Below are 17,755 nucleotides of genomic sequence, written 5' to 3' on the forward strand. Positions count from 1 at the left end.
CGGCTTTTGGCCGATTGCGACAGGGCGGGCGTGCGAGCCCGCCACCTTCGTATCGCCGAATGGGGCTGCCGTGCCGGGATCACCGGCTGAAAGCCCCGTCCGACGACGGGCGATAACCCACGAACAGGCACGCCGCACGCGCTGCAAAGGGTGGCGCAGCGCATGCGGCGGATTCGGGTTTTCCCGGATGATACCGGGTCAAAATTGCGCTTGTCGAATTTTTGCGGCGGCGCAGCAGTGTCGGCGCGGTGGGGCTGGGACTGCACGGCGCCTGATAACCCTGCCGGTAAGGATCGCGGGTCGGGTACGGCTGCGTCGAGGAAGCCGGTCGGTTACCTCGTCGGGTGGACCGAGGGACTTCCTCTCAGCCGAAGGTGAGGGCAAGACGGAACTGTCCGTGGCCTGGCGGCGTGTCCCGTCCCGTTGAGATGGACGGATACTGTGCGGACCGCGCAATCAGGTCGCGTCGTGGAAAATCACCCCGAGCGTGTGCCGGTGGCCCGACCTCAGGCGACTCACGCCGTGCCGCAAATTCACCCGATATACGCCGCGCGTGCCCTGCACCGGCCGGTGATGAACCGCAAACACCACGGCGTCGCCCTTGCGGAGCGGCACGACTTCCGTGCGCGACTGCATGCGCGGACGCTGTTCCGTCATGACAAATTCGCCTCCCGTGAAGTCCTCGCCCGGCTCGGAGAGCAGAATCGCGACCTGAAGCGGAAACACGTGCTCGCCGTATAGATCCTGATGCAGGCAGTTGTAGTCGTCCCTGGCGTATTGAAGAATCAGGGGCGTGGGACGCAACTGACCGGCGGCATGACAGCGTTCGATAAATTCGCCGTGCGCGGTGGGATGGCGGACGTCGATATTCATCACTTCGTTCCAGCGATTCGCGATCGGCGCGAGGTGCGGATAGAGTTCGGCGCGCAACTCCGCCACCAATTGCGGCAGCGGATACGCGAAGTACTTGTACTCACCGCGACCAAAACCGTGCCGCGCCATCACGACGCGGCTGCGATACAGATCGTCGCGCGGATAAAGCGCGGTCAGCGCATCGCATTCTTGCGCACCGAGCAGATTGCGCAGCATCGCGCAGCCGTAGCCATTCAGTTCTTCCTCGACATCGAACCAGTCGATCGCGTCGATGCGCTGCGTAAGCGAGCCGGTGATGGTGCTGGAGCCTGCCTCGCGTGCGCCGGCGTGTTTCAGTCTGGGTTCGAAACCCGGCTCCAGTTCCAGCGTCAGGGACTGCAGATCCTTCGCGACCGTATTCATGAGCATTTTCCGTAAGGCGATTCATCGAACGATGACTCAGTGTAAGGACGCGCCGACGGTCCCGCACTCCGACTCTTGCTCTCCAATTCCCGTATCGTTATGGCGCGCGCCGCGCCGGGCCGCTCCAATCCGCCACGTGGGCGCGCGGGGCATCTTAAGTAAAAGCGAAGGCCTGGTTCGAAAATGCAAACTTCGCGAAACCTGCCGCGAGGTTCATAGTAAAACCCTACTTGTCCAATCAATGTGCCTGGAGACTGTGCCCATGTCTGCTTCGCTGGAGAAACTCGACGACTGGCTGAACAAGGAGGCGGTGACCGAAGACGACATCACCGTTTTTCCGCTGCAGGCAATGGCTGCCACCCTCGACCGGGAAGAACGTGGCGATACGGTGCCGCCGCTCTGGCACTGGCTGTACTTTCTGCCGATCGCGCCACTGTCCGAGGTCGGTCCGGACGGTCATCCGAAACGCGGCGACTTTCTGCCGCCGGTGCCGTTGCCGCGCCGCATGTGGGCCGGTGGCCGCCTGACGTTCCATGCGCCGCTCAAAATCGGCGAGCATGCGAAACGCATGTCGACCATCGCCAATATCGAAGACAAGACTGGCCGCTCGGGTCGTCTCATGTTCGTGACGGTGCAGCACGCGATCGAGGTCGACGGCGAACTGAGGCTCGAAGAAGAGCACGACATTGTCTATCGCGATGCGCCACAGGAGGGCGCCCGACCACCGCAAGCGGCGCTCGCCCCCGAGGGCGAAACGTGGAGCCGCACGATCGATGCGGACGCCGTGATGTTGTTCCGCTACTCCGCGCTGACCTTCAACAGCCATCGCATTCACTACGACTACCCGTACGTGACCGAGGTGGAAGGCTACCCGGGACTGATCGTGCACGGGCCGCTGATCGCGACGCTTCTGGTCGATCTGGTGCGTCGTGAGCAACCGGATGCGACGCTGCAAAGTTTCGCGTTCAAGGCGGTGAGGCCGACCTTTGCGGGTCAGCCTTTCGCGGTATGCGGCAAACCGTCCGCCGACGGCAAGACCATCGACCTTTGGGCCAAGGACCATGAAGGTTATCTGACGATGCGGGCAACAGCGGCGCTTGCTTGAGCGTTTGGTTCGAAACGCGAAACTCGAAACTCGAGGCCGGACCGAATAATTTCCAATAAGAAACGATCGGGCAGGCCGCGCCGCGTTGCCCGGACGTCGGCGACGGCGACCCGCGGCACGCCCAGACGCCGCGCCATCCCCGCGACGTATCAAGCTCACAAGCCCCTCCAGCCCGGTCAGTCAGGCAGTCCGGGCAAATCCCCTTGCCGCCATAAAATCCCGCGTGTATAGTTTCCGAACTTACTCTTGTTTCGCATCGGAAATTAAAGGGATTCTCATGGACGCTTCCACCATCCTCGCCGACCTCGGCATCGCCCACGCGGCGCAGGCCGGCGACATCGCGGTTCATTCGCCGATTACCGGCGAACTCATCGGCCGTGTGGCCAGCAACACGGTGGCGGAAGTCGACGCGGCCCTCGCCAATGCGAAAGAGGCCTACACGGCCTGGCGCAACGTCCCGGCGCCGCGCCGCGGCGAACTGGTGCGACTGCTCGGCAATCGTCTGCGTGAAAAGAAGCAGGCGCTTGGCAGCATCATCACGCTCGAAACCGGCAAGATCCTGCAGGAAGGGCTGGGCGAAGTGCAGGAAATGATCGACATTTGCGACTTCGCGGTCGGCCTGTCGCGCCAGTTGTACGGTCTGACGATCGCCTCGGAACGCCCGGGCCATCGCATGGCTGAAACCTGGCATCCCATGGGCACGTGCGTCGTGATTTCGGCATTCAATTTCCCGGCGGCGGTGTGGTCGTGGAATGCGGCGCTGGCGCTGGTGTGCGGCAATGCGGTGATCTGGAAGCCGTCGGAGAAGACGCCGTTGACCGCGCTTGCCGTCAACCAGATTCTCAGCGATGCCTTGAAGGAATTCGGCGATGCACCGGCCGGCCTGACCGCATTGATCAACGGTGGCCGCGATGTCGGCGCGAAACTGGTGGCCGACCCGCGTGCGTCGATCGTCAGCGCAACGGGCAGCACGGAAATGGGCCGCACGGTCGGCGTTGAAGTGGCGAAGCGCTTTGGCCGCTCGCTCCTCGAGCTCGGCGGCAACAACGCGGGGATCGTCGCGCAAACGGCGGATCACGAACTCGCGATGCGCGGCATCCTGTTCTCGGCAGTCGGTACGGCGGGGCAGCGTTGCACGTCGCTGCGGCGTCTGTTCGTGCACGAGAGCGTGTACGACAAGACCATCGAACGTCTGAAGCAGCTGTACAGCAAGGTGCCGATCGGCAATCCGCTCGAAAAGGGCACGCTGATGGGACCGCTGATCGACAAGCAATCGTACGCTCGCATGCAGGAAGCGCTGCAGCAGGCTACGGCCGAGGGCGGCAAGGTGTTCGGCGGCGAGCGCGTCGAGGTGAAGGGCCATGAAGGCGGTTATTACGTGCGCCCGGCCATCGTCGAAATGCCGTCGCAAACGGCCGTGGTGCTGAAGGAAACCTTCGCGCCGATTCTGTACGTGTTGCGCTATTCGGATTTCGCGGACGCGGTCGAAGCGAACAACGCGGCGGTGCACGGTTTGTCGTCGTGCGTGTTCACGACGGATCTGCGCGAAGCTGAACGCTTCCTGTCCGACTCGGGCAGCGACTGCGGCATCGCCAACGTGAACATCGGGCCGAGCGGTGCGGAAATCGGCGGCGCGTTCGGTGGCGAGAAGGAAACCGGCGGCGGTCGTGAGTCGGGTTCGGATGCGTGGAAGGCCTACATGCGCCGCGCAACCAACACGGTCAACTACTCGTCGGCGTTGCCGCTCGCGCAGGGTATCGACTTCAATATCGGCTGATCCGGCCAGCGGCCGTACGGCAAAAAAGCAATTGAGCGGTAGAGCATTCAGCAGAAAGCAGCGGCGCATTCACGCGCCGCTGTTCACACCTTCTTCCAGCATTCCAATTGCGCCGCCAGCCGTTGCAGAGCGGCCACGCTACTCGTGGAGTAAGACGTGAGTTCCAAAGTCGTGATCGTCGGCGGTGGGGTGATCGGCAGCTCGATTGCGTATTTTTTGCGGCTTACTGATCCGTCGGTCAACGTCACGGTGATCGAACGCGATCCGACGTATGCGCGTTCGTCGTCGGCGTTATCGGCGGCATCCATTCGCCAACAATTCTCTACGCCGCTTTCCATTCAGATGTCGCTGTTCGGCATCGAGTTTCTACGCGCGATCGGCGAGCGGCTCGAAATCGACGGCGCGAAACCGTCGATCGATCTGCACGAAGGCGGCTATCTGTTTCTCGCTACGCCCGCCGGTGAGGCGACGCTGCGTGAGAATCACGCGCTACAAAAGCGTCTTGGCGCCGATATCAGTTTGCTCGACAAAGACGCGTTGCAAGCGCGCTTGCCCTGGCTTAATACCGAAGACCTCATTGCCGGCGCTTATGGTGAAAGCGGGGAGGGCTGGTTCGACGGTTACGGCCTCGTGCAGGCGCTGCGCAAGAAAGCACAGGCGCTCGGCGCGCGCTACATTGCCGCCGACGTCACCGCGCTGCATCGTGACGGCAAACACGTGACGCAAGTGCAAACCGCGAATGGCGAACGCTACGCCTGCGACGTGGTGGTGAACGCGGCGGGCGCCTGGTCGCGCAACGTCGCGCAGATGGCCGGCATCGATCTTCCGGTATTTGCACGGCGCCGAAGCATCTTCAATGTCACATCGCCTGCACGGCTCGAGCAGTGTCCTTTGCTGATCGATCCGAGCGGTGTGTATTTCCGGCCTGAGGGCAACGCGTTCATCTGCGGTACGTCACCCTCAGCGGATAACGATCCCGACGATTTACCGCTCGACCAAGTCGATCACGCACTATTCGACGACGTGATCTGGCCGACGCTCGCGCATCGCGTGCCGCAATTCGAGGCGCTGCGCGTGCAGAACTGCTGGTCCGGCTACTACGAATACAACGTGCTCGATCAGAACGCGATCATCGGCTACCACCCGGACGTCGATAACTGCATTTTTGCCAACGGTTTTAGCGGGCACGGTTTGCAACAGGGCCCGGCAACCGGCCGCGGCATCAGCGAATTGATTCTGCATGGCCGCTACACGACGCTTGATCTCGGCTCGCTAGGCTTCACTCGCGTACTCGAAAACCGGCCGATCGTGGAGAAGAACGTGGTTTAGCCCACACGTTCGAGGTGATGCGGAAAACGCAATACGTGGTGCGTAGATATCGTTTGCCGCCCACCCGGACGACGGCCACAATCGACGCGGTTCTTCCATCGACAAGATAAACGGCCCGTCATCATGTTCACGTTCAATCCCGCATTCGAAGCGCCGACCGGTTCGCCGATCCGCGAGCTGTTCAGGTATCTGGCGCAACCCGGCATGATTTCGTTTGCCGGCGGCTACCCGGCGAGCGATCTGTTCGATCGCGAAGGTCTGGATGCGGCGGCAGCGCGTGCGTCGCAGCAGACCACGCTCTGTCTGCAATATGGCCCGACAGACGGTCTCGCCGTCCTCAAGGAACAACTCGCGCATTTGATGACACGGCGCGGCACGCCTTGCACGGCGCCGGAATTGCTCGTGACGACCGGATCGCAGCAGGGCTTCGATCTGCTGCTGCGCGTGATGGTCGCGCCCGGCGACGTGGTGCTGGTCGAGCAGCCCGCCTATCCGGCGACCTTGCAGGCGTTGAAGCTGCAGGAGGCCGAGGTGGTGACCGTGCCGGTCGATCAGGACGGACTCGATGTCGCCGCGCTCGCCGCGTTGCTCGAAACGGGCGCCGAAGCAGGCAGATTGGCGCGGCCGCCAAAGTTGCTCTACACCGTGCCGACCTTTGCCAATCCGACTGGCGCGACCTTGTCGCTCGAACGCCGCATGGCGTTGCTGAAGCTGGCGGCGCGTCACCATTTTCTGATCGTCGAAGACGACCCCTATGGCGATCTGCGTTTCAGCGGCGCGACGTTGCCATCGCTGCTGGCGTTAAGCGATCAGGTGCCCGGTTCACGCGACTGGGTCGTGCATTTTTCGAGTCTGTCGAAGATCGTTGCGCCGGGTTTGCGGGTCGGCTGGATGGTCGCGCATGCGGAAATTCTGCGCCGTTGTGTGGTTGCCAAGCAGACCGTCGACCTGTGCAGTTCGCCATGGACTCAGGCGATCGCCGCCGAATACCTCGCGAGCGGCGCGCTGGAGCGTCATCTGCCGCGGATCATCGACGCCTACGCCGTGAAATGCCGCACGCTGTGCGACGCGCTCGATGCGCATTTGAGTGACGCCATTGCGTTTCATCGTCCTGACGGCGGCATGTTCGTGTGGGCGCAATTGAAGGGTGGCCAGAATGCATCCGATACACTGCGTGCCTGTATTGAACGCAACGTCATGTTCGTGCCTGGCGTCGCATTCTATAAAGATAATATCGATCTGACGGCACTGCGCCTGTCATTCGCAGCGCCCGGCGTAGCCGAAATCGAAACCGGCGTCCAGAGAATGAAGCAGGCGCTCGCACGCTTTTGATCACGCTAACGTGGCATTGGCGGTAAAGCGGTAAGAGCAATGCCTGAAATAACCCGGTGAGCACATAGTGCGTAGCCGGGTTTTTTATGCAGACGCTAAATCGCGGGCATTTAGCATAACCATCCCGATCCGGTAAAGCAGCGTAAGCCCGCACACGGCCGAACTGGACTATGACTATGCTCACAGGCTCTTCCTTGTTCTGCACCTGTTCAGGGCGGCAGCAGTCGCATGCGCCGCCTTGTATGCTGCTGCTCCTTCGCCTGCTTAAGGTTTAATTTCAATCCGCTACCTCAAGTGGATGGGCGTTCTAATGATTTAATCCCACTCGTCCAATATTTCGGTCAAACTCCTGAAACATGGCTGAATGTTAAATGGGGAGTGCCGCTGGCTTTGGGCTAAAAATATCGGTTATGATCGCTGGCTTCGGCGAATGATTTCGATGAGTTAATTCATCGGCCGTCCACGTTAATACCGTCGCATCGAACCAGAAAAAATCAGATGAAGATGTCGCGAAAAAAGATTGCAATCCTGGTGGTCGGTCTTCTGGTCGTGGCCGGCATCGTCATTCAGGCGGTGTGGCGTCCATTTGCGCATCGCAAAGCCGCCGGGACCAGCGAAATCGTGCTCGATATTCATCACCCGGATGCGGTGATCGACAGCGAAGCGGTCTCGCGTCTGCCGCGCGACATCCTGCGTGTGCCGCTGTTGCACGACGTGCTGACTCAGGACTTCGTTGACTATTACGAATCGAGCGATACGCGGCTGTCCACGGAAGGCGCGCTGCGTCGTCTCGCGTTCGAACATCAACTCGACTGGCGTGACGAACTGATCCGCCGCGTATTCGACGAACCCGCGCACGTGCTGCTGTGGCGCTCGCCGGATGGCCGCCTCGGTTACTGGGTGATGTCGATTCACCGTAACGGTCTGGCGAAGCTGCTGCAAGGCTTCGGCAACGTCGCCGCGAGCGACGCGCAGTTGAGCCAGGTCGCCAAACTCTCCGGCGACGTGCCGGTCTATGCGTTGAAGCTGGCGGTTGGCCGCACGATTTTGTTCGCAACGAAAGACGACCGCCTTGTCGTGATGTCCGCTCCGGGCGTGCTGCTCGACGCGAAAGGCAGCTTGCTGGGCGAGCGGGCCGATGCCGTGTCAGAGATGCTTTCTTCCGGCCGTGACGACGCGGCGCGTGCCTATCAGCTGGATCAGCTGGACGCGCCGGGCGATGCGCCGAAGGGACACCGGCTGGTGGTGTCGGCCAATTATTTGTCGTTCGGCTATCAGGCATTTTTCTCCGGTATCGACGCACTGCGATTCGATTTTTCGCCGAACGGCGGCGCTGCGGCGAACTGGCAGACCTCCGCTTTGATCGAGCCGGGCAAGTTACCGCGGGCGTGGAATAGCGCCGACTTGTGGCGCGCGTTGCCGGCTAATCCGGCGGCGTGCACGAGCTTGCCGGCAGACTGGAAAGAAGCGTCGGGTTTGTTGGGCAAGGTGGCCGATGTGGGCGCGGATGGCGCGGCTGCAATCGGCGATCAACTCACCGGCCCCGCGGCCGTCTGCTGGTATGCGAAGTCCACACTGGTCGCGCCGGTGTTCGTCGCGCGCGTGAAGGCGGAGGACGCGGCGAGCATTGCAGCGCTTAAGACCGCGCTCGGCAAGACCTTCGGCGAGGTGATCGGCGCGTATGAGGCGAAGGCCGCCCAATCCGGTGACACCGATTCGGGCTATCGCCGCTTGCCGGTCACGAAGCATGACCAGGGCACGGGCATTACCGTGTGGCAACGGCCGGTCAGTGCGTTGTCCGGTACTGCGTTGTCCAGTAAAGCGTCGTTCGCATCGCAGTTGTCGGCAGAGCGCTATTTCCCGGTCACGCTCGCACTGGCGCATGGTTATCTGATTTTCTCTCCTGATTCACGTCTGGTCGACGACACGCTCGCCGTGCTCGACAAGCGCTATCCGGCGCTTGCCGATACGCTCGCGCCGCAGCGTCTGCCGCGCACGATTCTCACGCTGACGCCTTCGTCCGCGGCTGCGTTGATCGAACGCGAAGCGGGCGCGGCGTTGCCCGCCGATCAGGAAGCGGTGTTTCGCAATGCGTCGCGCACCCATCTCGTGCCGAAGCTGCACGCGCTCGCACACTACCCGCCGGTTTCGTTGACGCTGCCGCAGAACCTGCCGGCTTCGACGGGTTGGGTACCGGTGGAGTGGTGGTTCGATCGCGCGAAGGCGGGTGCCAGTGGCGGTGCGGACGCCGGTGTGGCAGATGCACCGGCGGATCAGCCCGGCACCGAGGGCGACTAAGTGCGCAGCCTTGGCGTTCCCGACGTGGCATTCACGGCGAATGCGTGCAGGCAGGCGCAGGCACGTGAGGATATGTCCGAGCCCGCGCCCGGTGTGCATGGGGTCGTGGACGCCTTCGAGACGCCCGCCACGGGCGCTACGTCGCGTAGGGTCGATACGGCCCGCACGTCGCGCCGCACGTGGCTCGCGCGCGCCGCGTCCGCGCTCGTGATGGCCAGCCTCGCGCCGTACGCGAACGCGCTCACCAGCACCGCCGCATCGCCCGACCCGGACGCGCTCTCGCCGCAGCAATCCGCTGCATTTCGCGCGTGGTTCGTGCGTATCGTCGACCAGCAAATGCGCCGCGGCCCGACGCCGCGCTGGACTCAGCGCGACTGCGCGGGCCTCGTGCGCTTCGCCGTCGGCGAGACGCTCAAGCCGCATGACACCAGATGGCTGCGCGCGAACGGCATGACCAGTCTCGCGGACACCAGCAGCATGCCGCCCGAGTTGCAGTTGTCCGCATCGCAACGCGGAATCGCGAATCGCTGGACCCGGCTCGACGGTTCCACCGGCGCGTACGCATCGGCGATCGCACTGATTCAACGCAATAGCCGTTTTATTTCGAAAGACGTGAACCAGGCGCTGCCCGGCGATCTGTTGTTCTTCGACCAGGGCGACGACCAGCATCTGATGATCTGGCTGGATCGCTACATCGCTTATCACACAGGCACCGTTACGCCGACCGATACCGGTCTGCGCGCCGTGGCCGTCTCCGATCTGATGCAATGGAAAGATTCCCGCTGGCAGCCGCTCGACGGCAATCCGAATTTCGTTGGCGTGTTTCGTTTGGACTTTCTGACACCATGACCCGAATGAATTCCGTCACTGCGTCGCGCGCCTGGCTCGGCAACCTGAAACGTCGCGCGGGCCTCACCGTAGTCGCGCTCTTCGCGGCCATGGCGCTCGCCATCGCACCAACGGCCTATGCCGACGACGCCGCTTCGAGCAGTGCCGCCGACGCCAACATTGCCGCGAATCCGACGCTGCAAACGGCGCCATCGAGTAACTACGCGTCGCAGAAGGTCGACGGCCAGCCGTTCTTCCTGCTCTCGGATGCGAGCTTCGGCAGCGATCAGTTGGCGCAGGTGCGGCTCGAAGCGCCCGGCCGCGAGTTCAAGGACGCGCTGCAAGCGTACGGCGGGGCGGATATCGTCGTGTATCGCGTGCCCAAGCCGTTGGACTTTTTGAAGGCGCAGAAGAATCTGCATCGCCTGAACGTCGCGCCGAATTATCAGGGCGAGGGCCTCGCGAATACGCTGGCTTATCTGTGGGACCGCTGGTTCACCGAAGCACGCCGCGCCTGGCAGCGTGTGTTGTCGTTCGCGACGCGCAGCAAGGCGACCGAAGCCGCGCCGCAATTCAAGCTCGGCGAGCAGACCGGCAAGCAGACGCAATTCCAGCAGAACTCGCAGTTCGCGCCGCTGAAAGGCTATGACATGGTCGCGCGCTTTCGCTATCCGATCTGGGACGCGAAGGTGATCGAGCCGCCGAAGGGCGTGAATCTCGAAGGCAGCAGCAGTAACTTTATCGAAGCGAGTTCGGGCAACGTGATGATTCCGGTGGGCAAGCTGCCGCCGGGGCTGTATATCGTCGAAGCGGTGATCGGCAACTATCGCGCGCATACGTTGCTGTTCGTGTCGGACACGGTCGCGGTCGTGAAAGCGGCATCGAGCGGCATGCTGGTGTGGACCACGCGGCGCGATAACGGCAAACCGGTGGCGAATACCGACGTGAACTGGACCGACGGCGTAGGCGTGCTGCAAAGCGGCGCCACCGGCAGCGACGGCGCGCTGGTGTTGCAACACGTGAGCCCTGAGCGCAGCTATGTGCTCGGCACCGATCCGCAAGGCGGCGTGTTCGTTTCGGAGAATTTCTACTACGACAGCGAGATCTACAACACCAAGATCTACGCGGTGACCGATCGTCCGATGTACCGGCCCGGCGACGCGGTGCATGTGAAGTTCATCGGCCGCACGTTCCAGAACGCGACGCAATCCACCGCGCCTGCAGAAGCCGATATCAAGCTCGACGTGCTCGACCCGAACGGCGCACCGGTGGCGACCAGCAAGGTGCATTTTGCTTCCGACACGGGCGCGGATGCGTCTTTCACGCTGCCCGCCGATGCCACCGCCGGCGGCTATACGCTGCGCTTCGATTACAACGGCGATGTATACGGCAGCGCATTTCGCGTCGCCGAATATGTGAAGCCGCATTTCGACGTCAACCTGTCGATGGATAAAGCGGACTATGCGACGGGTGAGCAGTTGAAGGGCAAGATCCAGTTGCGCTATCCGGATGGCAAACCGGTGCGCGACAGCAAGATTTCGGTCACGCTGCGCGCACAGAAAGTGACAATCGTCGACGGTGAATTGCGCTATGCAGGGTTGTTTCCGGTCAAGCTGGAACAGCAGGAACTCACGACCGATAGCGACGGCAACGCAAACCTCACGTTGCCCGCCGCGAAAGAACCGAGCCGCTATGCGTTGACGCTGTTCGCGCAGGACGGTGCGGCCTACAAGGTGCGTGTGACGCGCGAGGTATTGATCGCGCGCGGCGCGACACCTTATCGTCTGTCAACGGCCAAGTCGTTTTCGCAACCGAAGGAAGTGGTCAATTTCGACCTGCAAGCGCTCGGTACGATCGATCCGTCTTCGCATGCGCCGGTCAAGTGGGAGTGGACACGTCTTGAATCGCAGACTCATGGCGAAGGCACAATCAAAGACGCAACGGCGGGCGGCAAGCTGTCGTTCCCGGTGCAACTCGACGAACCGGGTTCGTACACGCTGTCGGTCAAGGACGACACGGGCAATCTGCTCGCTGCCACGAGCCATTGGGTGGCGGGTGACGGTCTGAAGGCAATTCCGGGCAGCGTCGAGATCGTGTTCGATCGCGACCGGTACAGGATCGGCGATACCGCCGAGGCGCTGATTACTTTCCCGATGCCGGTCGACGACGCGCTCCTGACGCTGGAGCGCGACAACGTCGAGCATCGCGCGTTGCTGACGGCCGGCGGCGACTGGCTGCAACTGCAACGCGTGGCGCCTTCGCAATGGAAGGCGCGCATCAAGGTCAGCGAAGCATTCGCGCCGAACATGACGTTCTCGGTGCTGTACGTGCACGCCGGCGAATACGTGTTCCAGAACGCGGGCATCGTGGTCGCGCAGCCGCAGATCGAACTGAACGTGAAGAGCGACAAACCGGTGTACGGTCCGGGCGATACGGTCACGCTCAACTTCGACAGCACGCTGAACGGCAAGCCGGAAGCGGCGAATCTGACGGTGAGCGTGGTCGATGAAATGGTCTACGTGCTGCAGCCGGAAATCGCGCCGAACATCGTCGACTTTTTCTATCATCCGCGTCGCAACAATGTGCGGACCTCGTCGAGTCTCTCGTTCATTACGTACGACCTCGCGCGCTCGCCGTTGAAGGGCGCACCGGGCGGCCCGCAACGCGCCAACTACAACGAGCGCGGCGTGAAGGTGCTCGAACGGCCGCGTCGCGATGATCAGGACACGGCTGCGTGGGAAGGCACGCTGAAGACCGACGCGAACGGTCACGCCACCATGACCTTCAGGATGCCGGACTCGCTGGCCCGCTGGCGCGTCACCGTGCGCGCGGCGGCGCCGGACGGCATGGTCGGTCAACGTACCGCGTATGTGCGTTCGGACAAGGCGCTGTATCTCAAGTGGAGCGGGCCTTCGCATTTCCGCGTCAACGATCAGCCGGCCATTGACATGATCGCGTTCAATCAGACCGATGCGGATATGGACGCGGAGTGGGTGGTCGATGGCGGCGGTCTCTCGTTGAACCAGAAGGTCACGCTCAAGCGCGGCGCGAACTACCTTCGTCTGCCGACCGGCGCGTTGAAGGCGGGGGTGATCAACGCGAGCTTGCGCCGGGCGGGCAAGGAGGTGGATCGCTTGCAGACCACCATTCAGCTCGATGCGAGCGGCTGGCTCGATCTGCATCAAAACACCGTAGCGCTCGACGGCTCGAACAAGCCACTCAATCTGCCGCCAGATGCGCAGGACGTCAGCGTGCGTTTCATCGGCAGCGCCGCGAGCCAATTCGCGCGTGTCGCCGACGATCTGATCAACTATCCGTACGGTTGCGCCGAGCAGACCTCGAGCCGCCTGATTCCTTTGGCGCTCGCTCACGACGCCATCGGCCGCGGCGACAATGCGAGTGCGACACAGGGACTCGAAGCGCTGTTGCGTAATCAGCGGCAACGTCTGGCGATGCTGGCGGGCGTCGGCGGCACGTTCGGCTGGTGGGGCGATACGACCGGCGGCAGTTCGCTGATTACCGCCTACGCGTACTACGCGGACTGGCTCGCGAGCCGCAGCCTCGGCATTGCGCTGCCCGCCGACAACTGGCAGCATGCGATGGACGTCTATCGCGATGCCGGCGCGAAAGAACCGCTGCTGCATCGCGCGTTGGCGCTGTGGCTGATGCAGCAGATGGGCCTGCCGGTCGCGACGCCGGTGTCGGGTGTCGCGGCGGATTTGCAGAGTGATGCGGCGGCTGCGGGCAATCCTTCAGGCAACGCTGGGGCCCCTGCGCGCAACGGCACGTATGGCGCGTCGGACAGCATCGTGTTCGCGCAAGCCGATTCGCCGCGTGGCAAGCAGATGGCAACGCTGCTGGTCGCCAACATGGCGCGCAGTGCGAGTGCTCAACTGCCGGACGGCTTCGATGCCGCGGCGAGTGCTGCGCGCACGGCATTGGCTAACGATCCCGCACCGCTTGTGCAAAGTCTGCTTTATATGACGGGCGCTAATGGCGATAATGGCGGCGCGGCGATCGATGCTTCCGCGTTGCTCGCGAAGAGCAGCGCCGACTACCCCACGCTCGATCGTGCGTTGACGTTGCTGTGGCTGCGCAAAGCGCTCGGTGGCGACACGGCGCCGGCCTCGCTGCCGTCGTTGCAAGGTGCGGGCTGGACACGCACCGTGACGCCAACCGGCACGCCGCTGTGGAAGTGGACCGGTGCTGCGCGTTCCGAAGGAAGTCCTCTTGCGGGATTGCCAACCACGCTCGATGCAGGCGCCGCGCGCACCGACGTGAACGCGCTGGTTTCGTTCCGCAGTCATACGAGCGAGGACAGCCGGCTGAATATCACCGTCGAACGTCGTTTCTATAAGCTGGAACCGCTCGAAGTGAAGGTCGATCCGAAGAAGGCGGGCGACGCCGAGAGCCAACTGGGTCGCTCGGCATTTACCGCGCGCCTCGTCAAACAGGGCGATGCAATCGACGGCAATGCGCTGTATGTCGACGAAGTCACGCTCACGCCGCGCTCCGGCAACGCTTACCACTATGGCCTGCTCGACGTGCCGCTGCCGCCGGGCGGCGATGTCGAGGCGACCAGCTGGGGTGTGTCGATTGACGGGCTGCCGGGCGGCAAGGAAGGGACCAGCGGTCCGCAGCCGTTCGTGCGTGCCGCGTCGTACGAGATGGGTGAGCTGGCCTATCACCAGCCGGTGCCGTTGCTCGATCGTCCGGTGACGCTGCGGCAACTGGTGCGCTTTGCATTGCCGGGCACGTTCGCGTTGCCGCCCGCACGCTACTTCCGCATGTATCAGCCGGACGCCAAGGCGTTCGAAGGCGGCAAGAGCGATCGCGTGACGACCTTGCGTATCCAGTAAGCGAGATGGTTATGCTCTCCGCTCTTCGACCCTCGCGCGACTCCCTGGCAGCTATGCTGCGGGTTGCGCTCGCCGTGGGAGCCGGATGTGTTTTGAGTGGTGCGGGTGCGGTGATGGCAGCGTCGACTGCGTCACTGGCTGCGGGGGCAACGTCGTTGCCGATCGCGTCGTCAAAGTTGGCGGCGGGTTCATCGCTAAATGCGTCGACCCCAGCGCCAACCTCGTCGTCTGCTGCATCCTCAGCGTCAATACTGCGCTTCGCCTGGTTGCGTGACGGTCAATCGCAGCTTTGGCAGTTTAACGCCGGCGGCGTCGCGCAAGGGCTTTCACCGCAGTCTGCGCGCCCCTTGCCGGCGACGTTCGAGACGCCGCTCGGCAGCGTGTGGAAGCTGTTCGTCTACGGTTATCTGGTCGATCGCCATATCGCCACGCCGGATTACGCCTGCCGTGGCGGCGATCCTGAAGAGGTGTATTGCTGCATGACGGGCGGTCGCATCGACCGCGAACATGCGCTGGTGCAATCGTGCGGACGCTTTTTCGAACCCGCGCGCCTGCAACTCGATTCAGCCGACTGGCGCAAGTATTGGACCGCCGCGCATGCACCTGCGTGGCTGCGCGACCTTCATGCGATGACGCCGGCGCGCCGCGTGCCGGTGACCGATTTGCTCGCGGCCTTGCAGGCGATGCCGGCACGGCCGCGCGAAGCGGCGGCGAGTACGCTGGTGTCGGTGCTGACGAGCGGGCGCGGCGAAGGCACCGTGTCGCTATATGGCAGTCTGCTGCGCGCCAAGACCTGGACGATGCCGGATCCCGCGCGGCCGGGTGCCTCGATCGGCGGCGCGGCAGGCTGGCTCGCGGACGGCACGCCGGTGTGGCTCGGCGGCCCCGGCGGCAGCGCACGCGTGCTGGCCGCCGCCGCGCCGCGCATCGCACCGTTGCTCACCCAGGTCGCCGTGCCGGACGACAACGCGTGCGTGCTGGTCGATTTCTTCAGCCGTTATCCGATTCGCGAGGTGCTGGGCGACAAGGGCGCGGCCGAGGTGCCGGAGGGTCCGCTGCGTGGTGAGTTCCGGATCGGCTTCGTCAACGGCAATTGGGCGCGTGTGGAAAGCCATGGCGAACTGCGGCTCGATCGCGACGCTGCCGGTGCGCCGCAAGTGGTCGGCCGTTTCGGCATGAACGACTACGTCGCGCGGGTGGTCGAGCGGGAAGGCGACACGAGCCAGCCGGAAGCGGCCAAGGCGTTGGCGGTGGCGGCGCGCTCCTACGTCGTGCAGCATGGCAATCACGATCACGGCTGCTTTCGTATCGACGACAGCAGCAGCACGCAGCGCGTCCTGCCGCGCATGCCGACCGCCGCCGCGCGTCGTGCCGCGGATCTGACCGACGCGCTGGTGCTCACCGGCGTGCCGGTTCAGTATCACCATGACAAGGCCGCGCCCGGTCAGATGAGCTGGCTCGCCGCGAAAGCGTCCGCGCAAACCGGCCTCACTTTCGACACCATTTTGTCGCGCACCTGGCCGCAAGCAACCTTGACGTCGTTCGAAAGCCCGTTGTCCGGCGATTGCGTCCAGGTGGCCGGCGCCCAGCAATGGCTGCAACACAACGCGCCGTTGTGGGCGCGGCGCATGGACGGCGCGGCGGGCTACGAGACGCCCGATCTGCCGGCCGTGTGCGCGGTGCGTGAAGGGCGGCCGTATGCCGATGCGCAGCGCAATCGCGTGTACGTGTACCGCTTGCAGAGCGAAGAGGACCGTATCGCGCTGGCGCATGAATATATTCACCTCGCGTTCCAGCACCATCCGCGTGGCCTCGATGAAGAATTCGTCGAACGTACGGCGCGCACGCTGATCCGTACCGACAATCCGATCCAATGAACAGGAGCAGTGACGATGAAGGTCAAGACGACGGGGTGGGTGAGGGCGGGCTGGATGATGCTCGCCGTCGCCTGCCTGCAGGCCGCGGCCGTGGCGCACGCGAGCGATATCGACGTCGGCGCGCCGTTGAACGGCTGGCGCAACACCAGCGGCGATAGCGAACGTTATACGCAGGACGTGCACTACCCGGCGGTGTCGGTATCGACGCCGGAAGGACAGTCGAAGTTTGCGCTGATCGAAGGGCAGATTCGCAACACGCCGAAGAAGAAGGGCACTACGGTGGGCACGCTGGTGGTCGACGGCACGCCGTTGCCGCAGCGGGTGGAGGAAGACGGCAAGTTTTCGCGGCCTTACGCGTTTCCGTCCGGCAGCAACAGCGTGGAACTGCGGGCGCCGGACGGCTCGCGCAAGCGCGTGCAGTTTTACGACGCCTATAGCGGCAAGACGCAACCCAGGTTGCGCGTGCTGCTCGCATGGGATACCGACGGCACCGATCTGGACTTGCACGTGGTGTCGCCGGACGGCGTGCATACCTGGTATGGCGACCGTGTCGCGCCGAACGGCGGCGCGCTCGACGTGGATGTGACGACCGGCTATGGGCCTGAGATTTACTCGTCGGCGGCGCCTTTGAAGGGCACGTATCTGGTCTATGTGAATTACTACGGTAACGGGAATAGCGGCAGCGATATGACCGTCGCGCAGGTGACGATCATCACGAACGAGAACACGCCGAACGAGAAGAGCGAAACCATTCGGGTGCCGATGCGTAAGCCGGGCGAACTGACGCTCGTGAAAACATTTGTGATGCCATAAAGTCAGTGCTTCTATCTGTTGCCGGTGAGGCGCCATGTCATCGGCAATACGACGCCTGGCATGCAGCTGCGTTTCGACAGCGGTTCAGACACTACCTCGATGCACGGCGCATCCCAGTGCCGTGCATGCCAGTTCCCTCTCCAGACAAACCCTGATTGCTGCGTTCAATCGGCCACTGCTATCGTTCGCTGGTCCTTGTGGAAGCGCTTCCACTCAAGCTGCCAGGTGACTTCCGGGCAGCTTCCACATCGAGTTTTGCCGT

The 17,755-nt window shown here is 63.2% G+C and carries 10 protein-coding genes; 9 read left to right on the forward strand and 1 reads right to left on the reverse strand.

Going from position 1 to position 17,755, the window contains the following annotated elements; genetic code table 11:
* Positions 1 to 456 precede the first annotated feature (456 nt).
* Positions 457 to 1,275 carry a 2OG-Fe(II) oxygenase gene (locus PQQ95_RS25590; protein ID WP_408442172.1) on the reverse strand — a complete coding sequence of 273 codons (819 nt, stop codon included), beginning with the start codon at positions 1,273 to 1,275 and terminating at the stop codon, positions 457 to 459.
* A 262-nt stretch (positions 1,276 to 1,537) separates the two neighbouring features.
* On the opposite strand from PQQ95_RS25590, the gene PQQ95_RS25595 reads away from it, so the two are divergent.
* From PQQ95_RS25595 to PQQ95_RS25635, 9 genes are all read left to right on the forward strand, one after another.
* On the forward strand, positions 1,538 to 2,380 hold the full coding sequence (locus PQQ95_RS25595; protein WP_408442175.1) for an HTD2 family dehydratase: 843 nt from the start codon (positions 1,538 to 1,540) through the stop codon (positions 2,378 to 2,380).
* A gap of 277 nt (positions 2,381 to 2,657) precedes the next feature.
* The gene (gene amaB / locus PQQ95_RS25600) at positions 2,658 to 4,157 is read left to right on the forward strand and encodes an L-piperidine-6-carboxylate dehydrogenase (protein WP_408442177.1); all 1,500 of its coding nucleotides are present in this window, start codon (positions 2,658 to 2,660) and stop codon (positions 4,155 to 4,157) included.
* Between the two features lie 156 nt (positions 4,158 to 4,313).
* On the forward strand, positions 4,314 to 5,486 hold the full coding sequence (locus PQQ95_RS25605; protein WP_408442179.1) for an NAD(P)/FAD-dependent oxidoreductase: 1,173 nt from the start codon (positions 4,314 to 4,316) through the stop codon (positions 5,484 to 5,486).
* A gap of 123 nt (positions 5,487 to 5,609) precedes the next feature.
* On the forward strand, positions 5,610 to 6,818 hold the full coding sequence (locus PQQ95_RS25610) for an aminotransferase-like domain-containing protein (RefSeq protein WP_408442180.1): 1,209 nt from the start codon (positions 5,610 to 5,612) through the stop codon (positions 6,816 to 6,818).
* Positions 6,819 to 7,316: 498 nt separating this feature from the next.
* The gene (locus tag PQQ95_RS25615) at positions 7,317 to 9,116 is read left to right on the forward strand and encodes a DUF2138 domain-containing protein (RefSeq protein ID WP_408442181.1); all 1,800 of its coding nucleotides are present in this window, start codon (positions 7,317 to 7,319) and stop codon (positions 9,114 to 9,116) included.
* A 72-nt stretch (positions 9,117 to 9,188) separates the two neighbouring features.
* Entirely contained in the window at positions 9,189 to 9,965 is a 777-nt protein-coding gene (locus PQQ95_RS25620; protein WP_408442184.1) for a DUF1175 domain-containing protein, read from the forward strand.
* Positions 9,962 to 14,803 (forward strand): alpha-2-macroglobulin family protein, encoded by a 4,842-nt coding sequence (locus PQQ95_RS25625; RefSeq protein ID WP_408442187.1) that lies wholly within the window; start codon positions 9,962 to 9,964, stop codon positions 14,801 to 14,803. Before PQQ95_RS25620 ends, PQQ95_RS25625 begins: the two co-directional genes overlap by 4 nt.
* An 11-nt stretch (positions 14,804 to 14,814) precedes the next feature.
* Positions 14,815 to 16,680 carry a DUF2300 domain-containing protein gene (locus PQQ95_RS25630; RefSeq protein ID WP_408442190.1) on the forward strand — a complete coding sequence of 622 codons (1,866 nt, stop codon included), beginning with the start codon at positions 14,815 to 14,817 and terminating at the stop codon, positions 16,678 to 16,680.
* A gap of 15 nt (positions 16,681 to 16,695) precedes the next feature.
* A complete protein-coding gene (locus PQQ95_RS25635) occupies positions 16,696 to 17,493 on the forward strand; it encodes a YfaP family protein (protein WP_408442193.1) in 798 nt (265 codons plus the stop codon).
* Positions 17,494 to 17,755 lie beyond the last annotated feature (262 nt).

Source organism: Paraburkholderia caffeinilytica, from assembly GCF_046030355.1.
GTDB lineage: Bacteria > Pseudomonadota > Gammaproteobacteria > Burkholderiales > Burkholderiaceae > Paraburkholderia > Paraburkholderia caffeinilytica_B.